General features: G+C 58.7%; 17 protein-coding genes. 7 read left to right on the top strand and 10 right to left on the bottom strand.

The window, feature by feature from the left end; all coding sequences use genetic code 11:
• Positions 1-8 precede the first annotated feature (8 nt).
• Entirely contained in the window at positions 9-971 is a 963-nt protein-coding gene (locus BFQ03_RS04860) for a putative 2-dehydropantoate 2-reductase (RefSeq protein WP_065942588.1), read from the bottom strand.
• A complete protein-coding gene (locus tag BFQ03_RS04865) occupies positions 968-1303 on the bottom strand; it encodes a YbbN family protein (protein WP_050593441.1) in 336 nt (111 codons plus the stop codon). The genes BFQ03_RS04860 and BFQ03_RS04865 overlap by 4 nt, the downstream gene beginning before the upstream one ends.
• A gap of 187 nt (positions 1304-1490) precedes the next feature.
• On the opposite strand from BFQ03_RS04865, the gene BFQ03_RS04870 reads away from it, so the two are divergent.
• Positions 1491-2567, top strand: a complete 1077-nt coding sequence (locus BFQ03_RS04870; RefSeq protein WP_029297994.1) for a 3-deoxy-7-phosphoheptulonate synthase — start codon at positions 1491-1493, stop codon at positions 2565-2567.
• Positions 2568-2623: 56 nt separating this feature from the next.
• Here BFQ03_RS04870 and BFQ03_RS04875 read toward each other — a convergent pair whose 3' ends face one another.
• Positions 2624-2905, bottom strand: coding sequence for a GNAT family N-acetyltransferase (locus BFQ03_RS04875; RefSeq protein ID WP_029297992.1), 282 nt, complete (start codon positions 2903-2905; stop codon positions 2624-2626).
• A 614-nt stretch (positions 2906-3519) separates the two neighbouring features.
• On the opposite strand from BFQ03_RS04875, the gene oprI reads away from it, so the two are divergent.
• Positions 3520-3771 (top strand): outer membrane lipoprotei OprI, encoded by a 252-nt coding sequence (gene oprI, locus BFQ03_RS04880; protein WP_003172710.1) that lies wholly within the window; start codon positions 3520-3522, stop codon positions 3769-3771.
• A gap of 132 nt (positions 3772-3903) precedes the next feature.
• Here the strand turns inward: oprI and BFQ03_RS04885 are convergent, their stop codons facing one another.
• Genes BFQ03_RS04885 through BFQ03_RS04895 form a run of 3 tightly spaced genes read right to left on the bottom strand, consistent with a single transcriptional unit; the run spans position 3904 to position 5891 of the window.
• Positions 3904-4872: a L,D-transpeptidase family protein gene (locus tag BFQ03_RS04885; protein WP_032863065.1), complete on the bottom strand. Its 969-nt coding sequence runs from the start codon at positions 4870-4872 to the stop codon at positions 3904-3906.
• A 60-nt stretch (positions 4873-4932) separates the two neighbouring features.
• Positions 4933-5229 (bottom strand): hypothetical protein, encoded by a 297-nt coding sequence (locus tag BFQ03_RS04890; RefSeq protein WP_029297976.1) that lies wholly within the window; start codon positions 5227-5229, stop codon positions 4933-4935.
• Positions 5230-5285: 56 nt separating this feature from the next.
• Entirely contained in the window at positions 5286-5891 is a 606-nt protein-coding gene (locus tag BFQ03_RS04895) for an arylesterase (protein WP_065942589.1), read from the bottom strand.
• Positions 5892-5901: 10 nt separating this feature from the next.
• Between BFQ03_RS04895 and BFQ03_RS04900 the strand changes: the two genes are divergently transcribed.
• Both BFQ03_RS04900 and BFQ03_RS04905 read left to right on the top strand, forming a co-directional pair.
• Positions 5902-6585 carry an ABC transporter ATP-binding protein gene (locus BFQ03_RS04900; protein ID WP_032863069.1) on the top strand — a complete coding sequence of 228 codons (684 nt, stop codon included), beginning with the start codon at positions 5902-5904 and terminating at the stop codon, positions 6583-6585.
• A complete protein-coding gene (locus BFQ03_RS04905; protein WP_065942590.1) occupies positions 6585-9095 on the top strand; it encodes an ABC transporter permease in 2511 nt (836 codons plus the stop codon). The genes BFQ03_RS04900 and BFQ03_RS04905 overlap by 1 nt, the downstream gene beginning before the upstream one ends.
• Positions 9096-9177: 82 nt before the next feature.
• Here BFQ03_RS04905 and greB read toward each other — a convergent pair whose 3' ends face one another.
• Together greB and BFQ03_RS04915 are read right to left on the bottom strand one after the other, a co-directional pair.
• A complete protein-coding gene (gene greB, locus BFQ03_RS04910) occupies positions 9178-9651 on the bottom strand; it encodes a transcription elongation factor GreB (RefSeq protein ID WP_065942591.1) in 474 nt (157 codons plus the stop codon).
• A 138-nt stretch (positions 9652-9789) separates the two neighbouring features.
• The gene (locus BFQ03_RS04915) at positions 9790-10980 is read right to left on the bottom strand and encodes a hypothetical protein (protein WP_065942592.1); all 1191 of its coding nucleotides are present in this window, start codon (positions 10978-10980) and stop codon (positions 9790-9792) included.
• A gap of 309 nt (positions 10981-11289) precedes the next feature.
• Between BFQ03_RS04915 and BFQ03_RS04920 the strand changes: the two genes are divergently transcribed.
• From BFQ03_RS04920 to BFQ03_RS04930, 3 genes are read left to right on the top strand one after another with little or no spacing between them, the layout of a single operon-like run.
• Positions 11290-12216, top strand: a complete 927-nt coding sequence (locus BFQ03_RS04920) for an ABC transporter ATP-binding protein (RefSeq protein ID WP_065942593.1) — start codon at positions 11290-11292, stop codon at positions 12214-12216.
• Positions 12217-12257: 41 nt separating this feature from the next.
• Positions 12258-12938: an ABC transporter permease gene (locus BFQ03_RS04925; RefSeq protein ID WP_345788453.1), complete on the top strand. Its 681-nt coding sequence runs from the start codon at positions 12258-12260 to the stop codon at positions 12936-12938.
• A gap of 26 nt (positions 12939-12964) precedes the next feature.
• Positions 12965-14746, top strand: coding sequence for a Gldg family protein (locus tag BFQ03_RS04930; RefSeq protein ID WP_239695221.1), 1782 nt, complete (start codon positions 12965-12967; stop codon positions 14744-14746).
• 10 nt (positions 14747-14756) lie between these two features.
• Here BFQ03_RS04930 and BFQ03_RS04935 read toward each other — a convergent pair whose 3' ends face one another.
• Together BFQ03_RS04935 and BFQ03_RS04940 are read right to left on the bottom strand one after the other, a co-directional pair.
• The gene (locus tag BFQ03_RS04935; RefSeq protein ID WP_032863081.1) at positions 14757-15065 is read right to left on the bottom strand and encodes a hypothetical protein; all 309 of its coding nucleotides are present in this window, start codon (positions 15063-15065) and stop codon (positions 14757-14759) included.
• Positions 15066-15312: 247 nt separating this feature from the next.
• Complete coding sequence (locus tag BFQ03_RS04940; protein ID WP_032863083.1) at positions 15313-15747, bottom strand: DoxX family protein; 435 nt, start codon at positions 15745-15747, stop codon at positions 15313-15315.
• Between the last annotated feature and the right edge of the window lie 99 nt (positions 15748-15846).

Here is a 15846-nt window from a genome sequence, read left to right on the forward strand (position 1 = left end):
TCAGTTCCTCAGCCGTTGCGTCGATCGATAAAGCTCAGGGCCTGGTACAGCGCCTGCATCCGCGGCAACTCACAGCCTGCGGCCCTGGCAGCGGCCAGCGGGCGGGCGTAGATCGCGGCCAGTTCCAGCGGGCGCTGGTGCTGATGATCGTGATACATGCTTGGCCAGTAGTCCGTCAAACGCTCGGTCATGTTGAACATCTGCTCGGCGTAGCCAGGCGCGACCTCATGACCGCACGCCCGGGCGCCCTGCACCACTTCAGCCATCAACCCCTGGATCAACTCCCGGCTGGATTCGTCGGCCATCAACGTCGAGGTGTTCGCACCGAGCAGCACCGACAGGCCGTTGTACGGCACATTCCACACCAGTTTGTGCCAGCGTGCCTGGTCGAGGTCGGGCATGGCCTGGGAGTCGATCCCGGCCTCGCGGAACAGCCCGGCGCCCTCTTCGACAATCGCCTGGCGGCGTGCAGCATCATGAGTGGCACTGCCACTGTGATAGCCAAGACTGACCCGGCCCATGGCCTGATGCTCGACAATCCCCGGCCCGGAACGGTGTACGCAGATATAACAAAGCCCACCGAGCAAATGCAGGGACTCAGGCAAATGTTCGCGCAGGTCATCCTCGATACCGAGGCCATTTTGCAACAGCACGACCTTGGCACCCGGCGCCGCCACCTGGGCAATCGTCGGCGCCAACTCAACGTTACCAGTGGTTTTGGTGCCCACCAGCAGCCAGTCGCAAGGCGGCATGTCGGCCGCATTGGCGTAGGCCTGGACCGGGTGCAGGCTCAAGGCCCCATGCACCGCACTATTGAGTTGCAAGCCACGCTCACTGACCGCCGCGTATTCACTGCGCAGCAGGAAATGCACGTCGAAACCGGCGCGCGCCAGCATCAACCCGTAAAAACCACCGATGGCACCGGTGCCGATAATCCCAATGCGCGGGCCAGGCTCAACTGCACTCGTCATGGCAACTCCTCTGGTTCTTGTTTGAGCGCCTCATTTATAGCGTCGCTGAGGTCGCTGGGGTTCAGGCCCACCTGCAGTGCACCGTGGAGTTGACCCTCGCACACTACAAATAAAGCCGGCAAATGAAAGATCCCGTAGCGCTCCACCGCACCACCATTGTGCCCAGCGTCGACCCAGCAGATGCGCGCCACCGGCAGGTTCCAACCCGGTATCTGCTGGCGTGCCCAACGACAACTGGAACAGCCGACGCTGGTAAACACCAGCAGCGAAGTGCCCGGTAACGTCAGTAACTGCTGGTCGATATCCAAATCCGTCAATTCAAACGCTTTCACTCGATCCACACCACGCCCTTTAACCAGGCAACACACTATCAGGCCGTACGCCACTGCGCGCAATTGCCCATTGTCGAGCCGGCGTGTACGCGCTAAGGTTCGGCTCCCCGCTGCATTTAAATCATGCTGTGCTCCGCCGCACGGGGTTCGCTGGCGGCCGGCACCCGTGACCCTGACGAGTAACACGATGGCTGATTTACCGATCAACGACCTAAACGTCGAATCCAACGAGACCCTGATCACGCCCGATCAGCTCAAACGCGAAATCCCTTTGAGCGACGCTGCACTGCAGACCGTCACCAAGGGCCGCGAAGTCATTCGTGACATCCTCGACGGCACTGACCACCGCTTGTTCGTGGTGATCGGCCCTTGCTCGATCCACGACCTCAAGGCAGCCCACGAGTACGCCGAGCGCCTAAAAGTGCTGGCTGCAGAAGTGTCTGACACCTTGTATCTGGTGATGCGCGTGTATTTCGAGAAGCCACGGACCACCGTCGGCTGGAAAGGCCTGATCAACGACCCATACCTGGACGACTCGTTCAAGATCCAGGACGGCTTGCATATCGGCCGCAAGCTGCTGCTGGACCTGGCTGAAATGGGCCTGCCCACGGCCACTGAAGCCCTGGACCCGATTTCCCCGCAGTACTTGCAGGACCTGATCAGTTGGTCGGCGATCGGTGCGCGTACCACCGAATCGCAAACCCACCGCGAAATGGCCTCCGGCCTGTCTTCGGCCGTGGGTTTCAAGAACGGTACCGATGGCGGCCTGACCGTGGCGATCAATGCCTTGCAGTCGGTTTCCAGCCCACACCGCTTCCTGGGGATCAACCAGGAAGGTGGCGTGTCCATCGTCACCACCAAGGGCAACGCCTATGGCCACGTGGTACTGCGTGGCGGCAATGGCAAGCCCAACTATGATTCGGTCAGCGTGGCCCTGTGCGAACAGGCGCTGACCAAGGCGAAGATCAAGCCGAACATCATGGTCGATTGCAGCCACGCCAACTCCAACAAGGACCCAGCCCTGCAACCGCTGGTGATGGAGAACGTGGCCAACCAGATCCTGGAAGGCAACCAGTCGATTATCGGCCTGATGGTCGAGAGTCACCTGAACTGGGGCTGCCAGGCGATCCCCAAGGATCTGGCCGACCTGCAGTACGGCGTGTCGATCACCGATGCCTGCATCGACTGGTCCGCCACCGAGACTACCCTGCGCAGCATGCACGCCAAGCTCAAGGACGTATTGCCCAAACGCAAACGTACCTGACGCACACAAAAACGCCGGGCTAAGCCCGGCGTTTTTTTATGCGTGTCTATCGGCTTTCACAGCTTCGCGGCATGGCGCTGGTGGCGCTCCATGTAGCGCTCGACGTAGGAACAGGACGGGATCACCGTGTAGCCCATGCTCTCGGCGTATTGCAGTGCCTCTTCGGTCAGCGCAGCAGCAATGCCGCGTCCACGCAAGGCATTGGGCACAAACGTGCGATAAATATCCAGGGTCTGTTTCCCCAGGTCCATGTAGGTCAGATAGGCACGATGACCGTCCACATTGGTCTCGAACTGATGACCAGCCTGGTCATGGTGGATGGACAACGCCTCGCTCATCACTACTCCTCGCGGGTCTTGGTTTCTGACCCCTACCTTACCGATGTTTTTCCGGCGAAGGAACATCTACGCCACCCCGTGCCGGTTTCGACAACGAGAAAAGCCCTACAGCACTCACGCCCCGCACCCAGGAATAGTAGGCACCAATCCTGTCATTGCTCAAGGGACGCTTGTCATCCATGGGGCTGGCGGACATAGAAAGGGCTGATCGAGCATCCGCTGGTCGATAGCCTGAACATTGCCGGCAGTTGAAGCTTGAGACGAACAGCGGCTCTTAAAGTCACCTCTACATGCGCAAAAGATGCCCGTCAACGCCAGGAAATTCTGAACAATAGTGTTCGCCTTGATATATAAATTGACTTGCGCTTACAACGTTTAACACTTGCCAGCTGGCGCTTTCAGCCTGGATCCAATCTTTGACTGCGCATCAAAGACTGGACGTTTTTTATACAAACTCGCTAAAGATTAGCCAAAATAGATGCGGTACAAGAATTTTTTTTGCTTCTTGCGCTACGTCAGTTTACTTACTACAAGTAATGGGTAGTATGTACGCCGGCTATTAGCTCACTCTGAGATAGTAGCCATTAAATAGAAAGTCCTTGAAGGGGAACACGATGAACAACGTTCTGAAATTCTCTGCTCTGGCTCTGGCCGCAGTTCTGGCTACCGGTTGCAGCAGCGTCTCCAAAGAAACCGAAGCTCGTCTGACTGCAACTGAAGACGCAGCAGCTCGCTCCCAGGCCCGTGCAGACGAAGCCTACCGTAAAGCTGATGAAGCTCTGGCTGCTGCTCAAAAAGCACAACAGACTGCTGATGAAGCTAACGAGCGCGCTCTGCGCATGCTTGAAAAAGCTAGCCGCAAGTAATAATCCCTCGGGATTGTTATCAAGCCGATCCATTTTTGGATCGGCTTTTTATTGCCCGTAATTCGGCACCGGATCCCAGGCAATAAAAAGCCCGCCAGGGAATAATCCGTGGCGGGCTTCTATTGGGTGACGTTATTGCAGCAAGTCGCCCGGCGCGCTGGTGACCATAGGTGCCTCGCCTGGCTCGCCGATTTGCGCCGGCAAGCCATCTTCGGCCGCCACGACATCACGCACCTCATCCCAATTGACCCGCAGGTTGTTGGCCAGGTCTTCGCGCTTGAGCATCGCGTTGATGACGGCCGTGTGCTTGTCGACCACCGACGGCGTGCCATCGTCGTTCAATGGCGCATGCGCCTCCAGGTAAACCTTGCCGCCGCTGATGCCAAACTTGTAGGCGTCATTGATGATCCGCACAGGCGTACCCACCGGAACCATCTTGGCCATCTCCAGCACGTTGTTGTTGAACATGCGGAAGCAGCCATGGCTGGTACGGGTACCAATGCCAAACTTCTTGTTGGAGCCATGAATCAGGTAGCCCGGCGTACCCAGGGTGAACTTGAATGGCCCCAGGGGGTTGTCGGGACCTGCCGGCACCACGTTGGGCAGCGGGTCACCGTCAGCCGCGTGCTCGGCCTTGATCGACGCAGGCGGGGTCCAGGTCGGGTTGGGGGTCTTGGCGATGATGCTGGTATGGGCAATCGGCGAGCCCCAGCCTTCGCGACCGATACCGAGCGGGAAGGTGTACACCACGTCCTGACCCTTGGGGTAGTAGTACAGGCGGTACTCGGCCAGGTTGATCACGATGCCTTCCCGGGGGCCCGGCGGCAGGATGAAACGGGTCGGCAATACAATCTCGGCGCCGGTCCCCGGCAGCCAGGCATCGACACCCGGATTGGCCGCGACCATCTCCGAATAGCCCAGGTCATATGTCACCCCCAGGTCGGCAAAGGTGTCTTCGTACTTGGCCTTGATCACCTGGACCTGGCCGACAATGTCTTCACCCGGCGGTGGCAGGGGCAGTTGCAGGGCTGCAACAGGACCGGCTGCACACAAGGCAGCGAGAGACAGGCAACGGGTGACGACAGGGAGGCGCGACAACATCCGGGAAATCCTTCGCAGATCGACGGGGGGTAAAATGGCGATTGTAGCGTGTAGCGGCCCTTAAAGCTCGAAGCGCAGCTCAGGCCAGATAGGCGGTGTGCCGCGTTTTTGCGATTCAAGAATCGCCCGGCACAGGGGGCACAGGCGCTGATCCTGGAAGATCGAGCGATCCACCGAGGACCAGCGTGGCTGGGCAGGCAGCAATGTGCCACAGAGCGTGCGGTCGATGGTGCCGCCCAGCTCCAATTGGCGCGTCACCAGATGCACCTTCACTTCCTGGCAGGCGAACAGATCCAACTGCTCGTCGGGCTCGATCAGTTGGTAGGCAAACAGGGACCAGGCAGGACGCGACGACATCGGGGGCTCCAAATCGGGGGCGCCACCTTAGCCGAAAGACCGCTGCTAGAAAAGCGTCATAACAGCGGTTTTAGCGTCGGCCAGACATTTTCCAGCAACTTGGCCTGGGCGCCGACTGCCGGGTGCAGTTGATCAGCCTGCATCATGTCCGGATGACCACCTACGCCTTCAAGGAAAAACGGCACCAGGGGAACGTTTTTTTCCTTGGCCAACACGCCATAGACCTCGGCAAATGCCTTGGTGTATCGCGGGCCATAATTGGGCGGTAACTGCATCCCCAGCAGCAGCACCTTGGCACCGCCGGCCTTGGACTGGTCAATCATCGACGCAAGATTTTGTTGCAATTGCGCCGGGGGCTGCCCGCGCAAGCCGTCGTTACCACCCAACTCGATAACCACCACGTCTGGCTTATGCTCTGCAAGCGCCGCCGGCAGCCGCGCGAGGCCTCCAGCACTGGTGTCGCCGCTGATGGAGGCGTTGACCACTTTGTCGTCAAAACCCTCCTTCTTGAGCTGTTGCTCCAGCAGCGCCACCCACCCTTTGCTGGTATCCAGGCCGAAACCGGCACTGATACTATCGCCAACGATCAGGACAGTACCCGCCGCTGCGTTCTGGGCCATGCACATCAGGGCCAGGCCAGCACTCAAAAACCATATTCGCATCGGATTCTCCATGGGCGCATGCATTCTCACCGCGCAGAACCTTAGCAAAGTGGTTCCCAGCGCGGAAGGTGAACTGACCATCCTGCACGAACTGAGCCTGGAACTGAACAAGGGCGATAGCCTGGCTATCGTCGGCAGCTCCGGCTCCGGAAAATCCACGCTCCTTGGCCTGCTGGCCGGGCTCGACCTGCCCAGCAGCGGTGAAGTCACCCTCGCCGGCCAGGCCCTGAGCCTCCTGGATGAAGACCAGCGGGCACGCATCCGCGCCGAACACGTCGGTTTTGTGTTCCAGTCGTTCCAATTGCTCGACAGCCTCAACGCCCTGGAAAACGTCATGCTGCCCCTGGAGCTGGACGGGCGCAAGGACGCCCGCGAACGCGCCCGGCACTTGCTCGAACGGGTCGGCCTGGGCCAGCGCCTGACCCATTCGCCCCGCCAGCTCTCCGGTGGCGAGCAGCAACGAGTGGCGATTGCCCGGGCGTTCGCCGCCGAGCCGGACGTGCTGTTTGCCGATGAACCCACCGGCAACCTCGACAGCCATACCGGCGAGCGCATCAGCGACTTGCTGTTCGAACTCAATAAAGAAAACGGCACCACTCTGGTGCTGGTGACCCACGACGAGCGCCTGGCCCACCGCTGCCGACGCCTGATCCGCCTTGAAGCCGGCCTGATGGTCGAGCCCCTGGAGCCTTGATGGCACGTCTGCCGCTGTTACGCCTGTTCAGCCTTGCCCTGCGCCAATTGCTGCGCGATGCCCGTGCCGGTGAGTTGCGCGTGTTGTTCTTCGCCCTGCTGGTGGCAGTGGCCGCCAGCACTGCCATCGGTTATTTCGGTGCGCGGCTTAACGGCGCGATGCTACTGCGCGCCACCGAGTTCCTCGGCGCCGACCTGGTGCTGGAGGGCAGTTCCCCGGCCCGCTCCGAGCAGGTAACCAGCGGCACGCAACTGGGCCTGACGCACGCCAGGGTGGTGGAGTTCTCCAGTGTCATCGCCACCGACAACGGCATTCAGCTTTCGAGTATCAAGGCGGTCAACGAGCAATACCCGCTACGCGGCCAACTGAAAAGCGCGGCTGAACCGTTCGCGCAAGAGACCTCGGGCGGCGGCCCGAAACCCGGCGAGGCCTGGGTCGAGGCACGCCTGCTGACCGCACTGGACCTGAAAGTCGGCGACAGCATCGACGTCGGCATGAAGGCCCTGCGCATGACCCGCGTCCTCACCTATGAGCCGGATCGGGCCGGCAACCTCTACAGCCTCACCCCCCGGGTGATGATCAACCTGGCCGACCTTGAGGCCACCGGCGTGGTCCAGCCAGGCAGCCGCGTCAGCTACCGCGAGCTGTGGCGCGCGCCGCCAGCCAGTACCGCCCTGCAAACCTACCGCGACCAGATAACACCTGGCCTGGCGGCCAACCAGCGCCTGCAGGATGCACGGGACGGCAACCAGCAAATCGGTGGTGCCCTGGGCAAGGCCGAGCGCTACCTGAACATGGCCAGCCTGGTCGCCGTGCTGCTGTCCGGGGTGGCCGTAGCCCTGTCGGCGAACCGTTTTGCCAGCCGCCGCTTCGACGCCAGTGCACTGTTGCGATGCCTGGGCCTGTCGCGGCGCGAAACCATGCTGCTGTTCAGCCTGCAACTGACCGTCCTGGGCTTGCTGGCCAGCCTCGCCGGTGCGGCACTTGGCTGGCTGGCGCAGTTGGGGCTGTTTTACCTGTTGCACGATCTGCTGCCGGCAGATGTCCCGCCTGGCGGATTGCTGCCAGCCGTCGCCGGCATCGGTACCGGGCTGGTAGCCCTGGCCGGTTTTGCCCTGCCGCCCCTGGCGGCGCTGGGCCGCGTACCACCACTGCGGGTTCTGCGGCGCGACCTGTTGCCGATCCCCTCCAGCACTTGGATGGTGTATGGCGCGGCATTGTTTGCCCTGGGCCTGATCATGTGGCGCCTGAGCCTGGACCTGGTGCTGACCTTCGCGCTGTTGGGCGGCGGGGTTATCGCCGCGCTGCTCCTCGGCGGCCTGCTCCTGTTGCTCTTGCAAAGCCTGCGCCGCCTGCTGGCGCGTGCAGCCCTGCCCTGGCGCCTGGGGCTGGGCCAGTTATTGCGCCACCCGTTGGCGGCGGCGGGCCAGTCCCTGGCGTTCGGCCTGATCCTGCTGTCGATGGGGTTGATCGCCCTGCTGCGTGGAGAACTGCTGGACACCTGGCAGAACCAACTGCCCAAGGATGCCCCCAACTATTTCGCGCTCAACATCCTGCCGGCCGACAAGGACGCCTTCGGTGCCCGCCTGCTGGAGTTGCAAGCACAGGCAGCGCCCTTATATCCGGTGGTACCAGGGCGCCTGATCAGCATCAACGGCGAACCCGTGCAGGAAATTGTCAGCAAGGACTCCAGTGGCGATCGTGCGATACAGCGGGACTTGAGCCTGACCTGGGCCGCCAACCTGCCCCCGGGCAACACCCTGACATCGGGCACCTGGTGGGCGGATCAGCCGAAGGATGAGATACCGGGTGTCTCGGTAGAAACCAAGGTCGCCGAAAGCCTCAAGCTCAAGCTCAATGACCACCTGGTCTTCACCGTTGGCGGGGAAAACCGTGAGGCCCGGGTCACCAGCCTGCGGGAGATCAACTGGGACAACTTCCAACCCAACTTCTTCATGATCTTTCAACCTGGCACCCTGAAGGACCTGCCGGCCACGTACCTGACCAGCTTCTACTTGGCCGCCGGCCATGACCAGCAGATCGTCGACCTGTCCCGGGCCTTCCCGGCAGTCACCATCCTGCAGGTCGAGGCGTTACTGGCCCAACTGCGCAGCATCCTGGCCCAGGTCACGCTGGCCGTGGAGTATGTGCTGCTGTTTGTCCTGGCGGCAGGCATGGCGGTGCTGTTCTCCGGCCTGCAGGCCACCCTGGACGAACGCATCCGCCAGGGCGCCTTGTTGCGCGCCCTGGGGGCGGAGCGCAAGTTGCTGGTCAAGGCCCGGCGTATCGAGTTTGGTCTGTTGGGTGCGGTCAGTGGGCTGCTGGCGGCGCTGGGTACCGAGTTGGTGACCCTGGTGCTGTATCGCTATGCGTTCGACCTGGTCTGGCACCCTCACCCTTGGTTGTTGGTACTTCCGGTGATTGGTGCGGTCTTGATCGGCGGTGCGGGGGTGTTCGGTACACGCCGTGCGCTGAACGCCAGCCCGCTGACGGTATTGCGCGAAGGCTGAAACAAAAAAGCCGGCCCCCTTGTGGGAGCCGGCTCACTGCATCACGGCGTTCTTCCTGGCGCCATCGCCGGCAAGCCGGCGCCTACCTGATGTACTCGATGCTGGTGATCCACCAGCACATTTCGCCGCCGGGCGTCTGCACAATGGCCTCATCGTCCACCTCTTTGCGCAGCAAGGCCCTGGCCATGGGGGAGTCGATGGAGATGTAATCCATGCGCTCATAAATTTCGTCATAGCCCACGATCCGAAAACGCTTGGTATCGCCCTGCTCGTTCTCGATATCCACCCAAGCCCCGAAGAATACCTTGCCCTCCTGCTCGGGCATGTATTCCACCACCCGCATATCTTCCAGGCGCTTGCGCAGGTAACGCACCCGGCGGTCGATTTCGCGCAGCAGCTTTTTGTTGTACTGGTAGTCGGCGTTTTCGCTGCGGTCTCCCAGCGAGGCAGCCCAAGTGACCTTGCGTGTTGTATCGGGACGCTTTTCTCGCCACAGGTAATCAAGCTCTTTCTTCAGCGCCTCATGACCTTCTTTGGTAATCAGCTTGGTACTCAAAAGCGTCACATCCCCAGGAAATGTCCATTGGTTCAAACCACCTCTGCATCAGCCAAGAATGCACTGGCTGCCTGACGGCAATCGGTCGGCTTTGATGATAAATGAACGCCAGAAAGTAGCCAGGCCTGATTCCCCTGGTCAATCAGGACCAGGCACATTGCCTGCATCCGCACCCTGCCGCCGGTCAACTTTCTCAACCGGAAACAAGGTTCCGTCCAAGCGATAAAGTAACCCCTTCAGATCACCTCTGAAACCCGATAACTGCCCCAGTCCGGTCGCCAATTGCTCAGCCTGTTGCTGCGATGCCCTATCCAACGCTTGTAGCCTGAACGACTCTTCTTCCAACTGGCGGGCCCAGCTCTCCAGGCGGCGTTGTTCTGCCTGCTGCAACTGCGCATCCTGGGCCAGGTGCTCCTCACGCCCATTCAACGCTTCGGTTCGCTGCTGCAAGGCTGACTCCAGTACGGCCAGCTGTTGATTGGCCTGCTCCAGTACGGCCTTTTCCCGTAGCAACTGACTTCTGTGCAGCTCAAGCTCCTCCTGTTGTTGGAACACTGCACGCTTTTGTTGCGTCAACTCTTGCGCCACACGGGCAAGATTGGTCAGCGTGGTGTCCACTTCAAGCAGGGACGACTGATCCCGGGCCACGACTGACGAAACGGCTTCTGGCGGCGTAACAGGCTGCTGCACTCGCGGAGCGGGCACCTGCACCGACTCCTTAGGCGGGGGAGGCAATAGGTCAGCAGGCGCTACCACCGGCAAGACGACTGACGGTTCCTCATCCGCCCCCTGCGCCACAGCCTCAGTGCCATCTGCCGTACTGGGAGGCGACACCATTTTTGACGAGAAACGAATAGACGGCACAATCAACTCGGTACTCTCAATCGCGGGTAGACCAATGACTGACGTTCCGAGGGTGATCACCTTCATCACCAATGCCTTCTTGATCATCAGCGAGTGGTGATCCTCCGGTCTAGCCGTCGGTAGCTTGCTACCCTTCAGGTCAATGAAGTGGTAAGGCACCTGTGACTCTGAGGTATTGCCATCCTTGACACCGGACCCCGTGGCCAGGGTGATGATCTGCTTGAGGACCCTCATCGCCAGTTGCAGGTTCTCCTTGGACTCGATGCCGCCAAGAAAATAACGCTCGGCCTTTTTGCGCAGGGCGGCGATATAGACCCGAGAGCTCCCCGGCTCAACCTCTTCGTCCAGGCTATAGACAAGAAAGTTCGAAGCGATTTGGGGTATCGCAAAGCAACAGAGCAATGCACCGTTAACCGGGGAATCATGACCAGAGTGTTCAAGAACAAGAGTACGTAGAAGCATCATGAGTGTCGGACTCCATTACGGTAGTACTTCATATACACGCCATCTATCAAATAAAAATCAACACCACATCAAGAGCAACACAATTGTTTCAGCGAGTGATTGAGCCACATGTAGGACTTCCCTTATTTCAGCGCCTCAGCGTTTCCAAGCGATCCTATTGAACGTACCATTTTTTAACAAAGCCGCACCTGAAACACTTGATCAATACTTTTCGCCTTCAACCTTCGGAATTTTTCAACCTAAAGACACAGGCTTATTGAGGCCACCGCATACTCGCATACCCAGGCAAACAACCAAGTAGAAAACCCAATGATCGAAATAACAAATCTAACAAAAAAAACAGGACGGGCGACGGCCATCGACAACTTGTCATTTAGCGCCCATCCCCGGGAATGCCTAGGGTTATTTGGACATGATGGTGCTGGCAAAAGCACGCTACTCAAATTGCTCTCAGGCGCAATTCCGGCAACCTCCGGCACTATGAAAATATATGATATTAATATCTCTACCCACCCCATAAAGGCAAAAAAAATAATAGGTTACCAGCCTGAATCCGCACTCGGCCATGGCGACACGAAGGTAAAAAATTTTCTGGGTTACATGGCCGAAGTCCGCGGATTCCATGGCCTGGAAAAGCGCAAGATGGTCGATCGAGCCATCACCCGCCTGGAGCTTTGGCGAATACTTGACTCGCCGATCGCAGCCCTTCCTCCAGGGCACCAGCGCAAAGTGGCGCTGGCCCAAGCCATCCTGCATGACCCCAGGCTACTGCTACTCGATGAACCAACAGAAGGCCTGGCCCCCCTACAAAAACAAAAGGTCGGGACGCTTATCCAGTCGCTGACCGAAGACATGACGGTCATTATCGCCTCACGCAATCCAGAAGAGTTCTCCTGTATCTGCCAACGGGCGCTGGTTCTGTCCGAGGGTAGATTACTGGCCGATGCCCCCATCACCGAGCTACAACGTAGTTCGCGTCATTACCAGGCAATCACCCTGGCTGGCGATCCCCCCCTGGACCTCCTGGCACTGGCCGTGCTTCCGGGGGTGGCTGGCATCGAAGAAGACCGGCATGCCGACGGCAGCGTGACAGTACTCGCGATGCCGGGGCAAATCATCTACCCACATGTCAACGCCCTGGTCGCCAACCGCCGCTGGAAGATCAATACCTTGAGCCTTGAGCCGGGACGCCTGAGCGATGTCATCCACCATTTGAGCCAGGGGGCGCCCAATTGAAACGTCTACCCGTGATATTCAAACGACAACTGAGTAACTACTTGTCGACCCCGTCCACGTATTTTGGCATCGCGATCTTTTTGACTGCCAACACTGCGCTCGGTTTTTATGTAGGAAAATTCCTGGAGAATACGCCAACAAACTTGCACGCTTTCTTTCAGTACCACCCATGGCTTTATCTTTTTTTCATTCCATTTATTTCCACTCTACTTTGGTCGGACGAGTACAAAGACAATGCTTTTTCCTTTACAAACACACTGCCAGTATCAGCCCTAGAACTGACACTGGGTAAATTTCTAGCCGCCTGGATCCTTTGCGCACTAACGCTTTCACTGACGCTCCCACTGGTCATTACCATTAACTACCTGGTCATAGCAGACAATTCAACCATACTGGCTCAATTCATCGGGAGCTGGCTACTGGCAGGTGCCTATCTCTCGTTCGCCTGCCTTGTTTGTGTCATGGCCTATAACCGCCTGATTATTTTCGGCATCACACTCGCGCTGTTACTGACAGCAAGCACTTTATCGTCAGTATTGGATATGTTGTCCCATCAGGCCCCCATCTGGGTAGTTGACAGTTTGATTTCACTCAATCCACGAATACGTTTCAGTACGATAGACAGCGGTCTTCTGACGCTACAAGACACGTCGTACTTCATAAGCATGATCATTGCCTTCCTCACCGCGACCACCCTTATTTTAAATTTCAGAAAAAGCTGAGGAAGGAAATTCCCATGAGGAACCTTATGAACTTCGGTGTGACGTTGATCGTCATCGCCCTGCTTTTTCTCGCCTTCAATCTGGTATGGGCACTGAAGCTGCCCAATTATAGGCTGGACCTCTCAGAGAGAGAAATCCACACCCTGTCACCGTCTACCAACGCCCTGCTCGCGGCACTTGAAACCCCCATGGACTTGTATTTTTTCAACGCAAGCCATCCCCCAAAAAGTGAAGCCTTGAAAAGCCATGGCGAGTACATCGCCCTGCTACTCAAGGCCTATGAAAGCGCGTCAAAGGGCAACGTTACGCTGCACCTGATTGACCCTAAACCCTTTTCAGAAGATGAGTACAAGGCTGAGTTATTGGGCCTGGATAGCAAGCATGGGCTGTTTGGCCTCATCGGGACCCGTACCAACCATGAACCTCAGAAAATCGAACGATTCGACCCTGCCCAGGCGGGCTTCCTGGAGTATGAGATCAGTCGCCTGATCCACAACGTCGCGCGCCAGGAACAACCCATAATCGGGCTAATCTCCGGATTAGTCATGGACGGCAGCCGGGATGAACCCAACCAGGAAATCGCACCTTCGTGGCAGTTACTCAAGGCACTCCGCAGTCAGTTTAATCTGATGAGCCTGGGCAGCGACATCTCGCGCATCCCCGGGCATGTAAAGACCTTGATGGTCATCCATCCCGATCGTCTACCGCAACAGACACTGTTTGCCATTGATCAATTTGTCCTGGGTGGGGGTAAGTTGATGATGTTTATCGACCCCCTGAATGACCCGGGCTCAACCGCCGACACCTCAGGCCAGCAAAACCTGCTCGCGGCGTGGGGCGTGCAGATGCCAGCAAACAAGGTATTGGCAGACAACCTCTATGCAACCCCGGTAGTACTGGCGAGCGGCCTGCCGCCCGTACGCCATCCCGGGGCGCTCACCCTGACCAGAGAGGCGATGACCCGGCACGATATCAGCACCTGGGGCGTTGACAACATAACGCTGTTAAATCCCGGCACGCTCACGCCACTGAAAAAAAGCCGCATCACATTCACCGCGCTACTCCAGAGTTCCGGACAAGCCAGCACGTTCGATGGGGCACGCTTCGCTCAACAGGACGCATTTGACGCCATGCTCAGCGAGGCAACCACTCGCGGCCGGCAGAATGTGATCGCCGCTCGCATAGAAGGGCCCGCCTATTCCGCCTTTCCTGACGGTCTCAATGGTCAGAAAGCAACGTTGCAAAAGGCCGCCAACATCCATGTGGTGGTAGTGGCCGACACTGACCTGCTCAGTGACCGCGTCTGGCTGGCCGCACGCAATGCCAACGGACAACAAGCGCGGCTTCCGGGCAATGCCAGGTTTGTCTTCAATACCCTGGATAACCTGGCTGCGCCCGACACACTAAGCGCTATCAGCCCTCGTGCGAGCGGCCGGCAACCACTCGGTTTGCTGGACAGGTTGCGCAACGAGGCCGCGCAGTCCTATCGAAAAAAAGCCCCCCTTCTGGAGCAACGCCTGGACCAGGCAGAAAAAGAATGGCAGTCGCTGAACACGCCGTCATCAATGCTGGGGAGTCAGGCCATCTCCTCCAATACGTTGCTGCAAGCGTTAAACAAAGAACGCCTGCGATTACGCTTGGAGCTTCACACCTTGGAAAGGGATGCCTACAGGAACGTCCGCAGCCTCGAACTCACTGTGGCACTGCTCACTCTCACCACCGTTCCGTTGATAGTAAGCCTGCTGGGCCTGGGGATCTTCATCTCGCAGCGACGTCGCCATCATCCGCCTACCGCAGCGTTCTACTGAGCCGTACGGGTTACCGCCGAGTAATCAAGCCCTGGCGCGCCACGCGGGTCAGGTGCTGGATGAACTCAGCGGCATCCTCGGCGTTCGGCGCCTGGATCACCGCCAGATCAAAGCTGTTCGTGGCAAAACGCGCCAGGGACTCGCCGTCTTCGACAAACTGGATCAGGAAAGCCGAAGGACGACCCGTGCGCCGGGGCCAGCCATCCAGATAACGCAGCAGCGTCGGCTGGTGCTTGCCGCCAAGAAGAATTTTCGGATTGCGCTGAGTCAGGCCCGCAGTGATCGGGGCCAAGCGTACAAGAGGTCGTAGTGCATTCATCGTGTCGTGTCTCTGCCTCAAAAGTCTGCGGGCAGGTGAGAGGCAACACCGAACCAGCGCTTTAGCGGTATTTCGAAACCTGGAGCAGGCTTCTGTCGGGGCTGCATCGAGTCCCTGTGGCGCCCCGCAATTAGCTGTTTAAATCGGCGCATGCAGCATCCTAGAGAAGCCGGTGGGGAAGTGTCAAGAATCCCGTACAACGAAAAAGGCCCGCACGGGGCGGGCCTTTACAGGAGCGTTAGCAGGATCAATTGGCGATTGCGCGGTCGACAGACAGTTTGCCAGCCCCTTCAAACAGCACCGCCACTGTACCGCCCAGCAATGCCAGGGCGAACTCGTAGCCGTTGTTGGCCATGAACAAACCGTTGCTGATATGCACCGAGAAAATCGCCACCAGCGAGACAAAGGCCAAGCCCAGCGCTGCCGGACGTACCAGCAAACCGATGATCAGCGCCAGGCCGGCAAAGAACTCGGTACCGCCCGACAACAGTGCCATTAGAGTGCCCGGTGCCAGGCCGATACTTTCCATCCACTGCGCCGTCCCCGCCAAGCCACCACCACCGAACCAGCCAAAGAGCTTCTGCGAACCGTGGGCGGCAAAAATGATGCCGACGAAAATCCGCAGTACCGTCAGGCCGTAGCCTGCGCGGGTGGACAGAATGTTTTTGATCAATGGGCTCATGCTGACAATCCTTTCAATGTAGGGGTTGGTTGGCCGCTATATTAATCAGTTTAAATAATGATAAAAGCCGAAAAAATGCCTAAATCATATCGATAATAT

This window comes from Pseudomonas sp. 25 R 14, assembly GCF_900004755.1.
GTDB lineage: Bacteria > Pseudomonadota > Gammaproteobacteria > Pseudomonadales > Pseudomonadaceae > Aquipseudomonas > Aquipseudomonas brenneri.

What these genes read in the sequence shown, in the direction of transcription:
- BFQ03_RS04860 (WP_065942588.1), bottom strand. Translation starts at nt 971, where the DNA reads ATGACGAGTGCAGTTGAGCCTGGCCCGCGCATTGGGATTATCGGCACC.
- BFQ03_RS04870 (WP_029297994.1), top strand. Translation starts at nt 1,491, where the DNA reads ATGGCTGATTTACCGATCAACGACCTAAACGTCGAATCCAACGAGACC.
- BFQ03_RS04875 (WP_029297992.1), bottom strand. Translation starts at nt 2,905, where the DNA reads ATGAGCGAGGCGTTGTCCATCCACCATGACCAGGCTGGTCATCAGTTC.
- oprI (WP_003172710.1), top strand. Translation starts at nt 3,520, where the DNA reads ATGAACAACGTTCTGAAATTCTCTGCTCTGGCTCTGGCCGCAGTTCTG.
- BFQ03_RS04885 (WP_032863065.1), bottom strand. Translation starts at nt 4,872, where the DNA reads ATGTTGTCGCGCCTCCCTGTCGTCACCCGTTGCCTGTCTCTCGCTGCC.
- BFQ03_RS04890 (WP_029297976.1), bottom strand. Translation starts at nt 5,229, where the DNA reads ATGTCGTCGCGTCCTGCCTGGTCCCTGTTTGCCTACCAACTGATCGAG.
- BFQ03_RS04895 (WP_065942589.1), bottom strand. Translation starts at nt 5,891, where the DNA reads ATGCGAATATGGTTTTTGAGTGCTGGCCTGGCCCTGATGTGCATGGCC.
- BFQ03_RS04900 (WP_032863069.1), top strand. Translation starts at nt 5,902, where the DNA reads ATGGGCGCATGCATTCTCACCGCGCAGAACCTTAGCAAAGTGGTTCCC.
- BFQ03_RS04905 (WP_065942590.1), top strand. Translation starts at nt 6,585, where the DNA reads ATGGCACGTCTGCCGCTGTTACGCCTGTTCAGCCTTGCCCTGCGCCAA.
- BFQ03_RS04915 (WP_065942592.1), bottom strand. Translation starts at nt 10,980, where the DNA reads ATGATGCTTCTACGTACTCTTGTTCTTGAACACTCTGGTCATGATTCC.
- BFQ03_RS04920 (WP_065942593.1), top strand. Translation starts at nt 11,290, where the DNA reads ATGATCGAAATAACAAATCTAACAAAAAAAACAGGACGGGCGACGGCC.
- BFQ03_RS04930 (WP_239695221.1), top strand. Translation starts at nt 12,965, where the DNA reads ATGAACTTCGGTGTGACGTTGATCGTCATCGCCCTGCTTTTTCTCGCC.
- BFQ03_RS04935 (WP_032863081.1), bottom strand. Translation starts at nt 15,065, where the DNA reads ATGAATGCACTACGACCTCTTGTACGCTTGGCCCCGATCACTGCGGGC.
- BFQ03_RS04940 (WP_032863083.1), bottom strand. Translation starts at nt 15,747, where the DNA reads ATGAGCCCATTGATCAAAAACATTCTGTCCACCCGCGCAGGCTACGGC.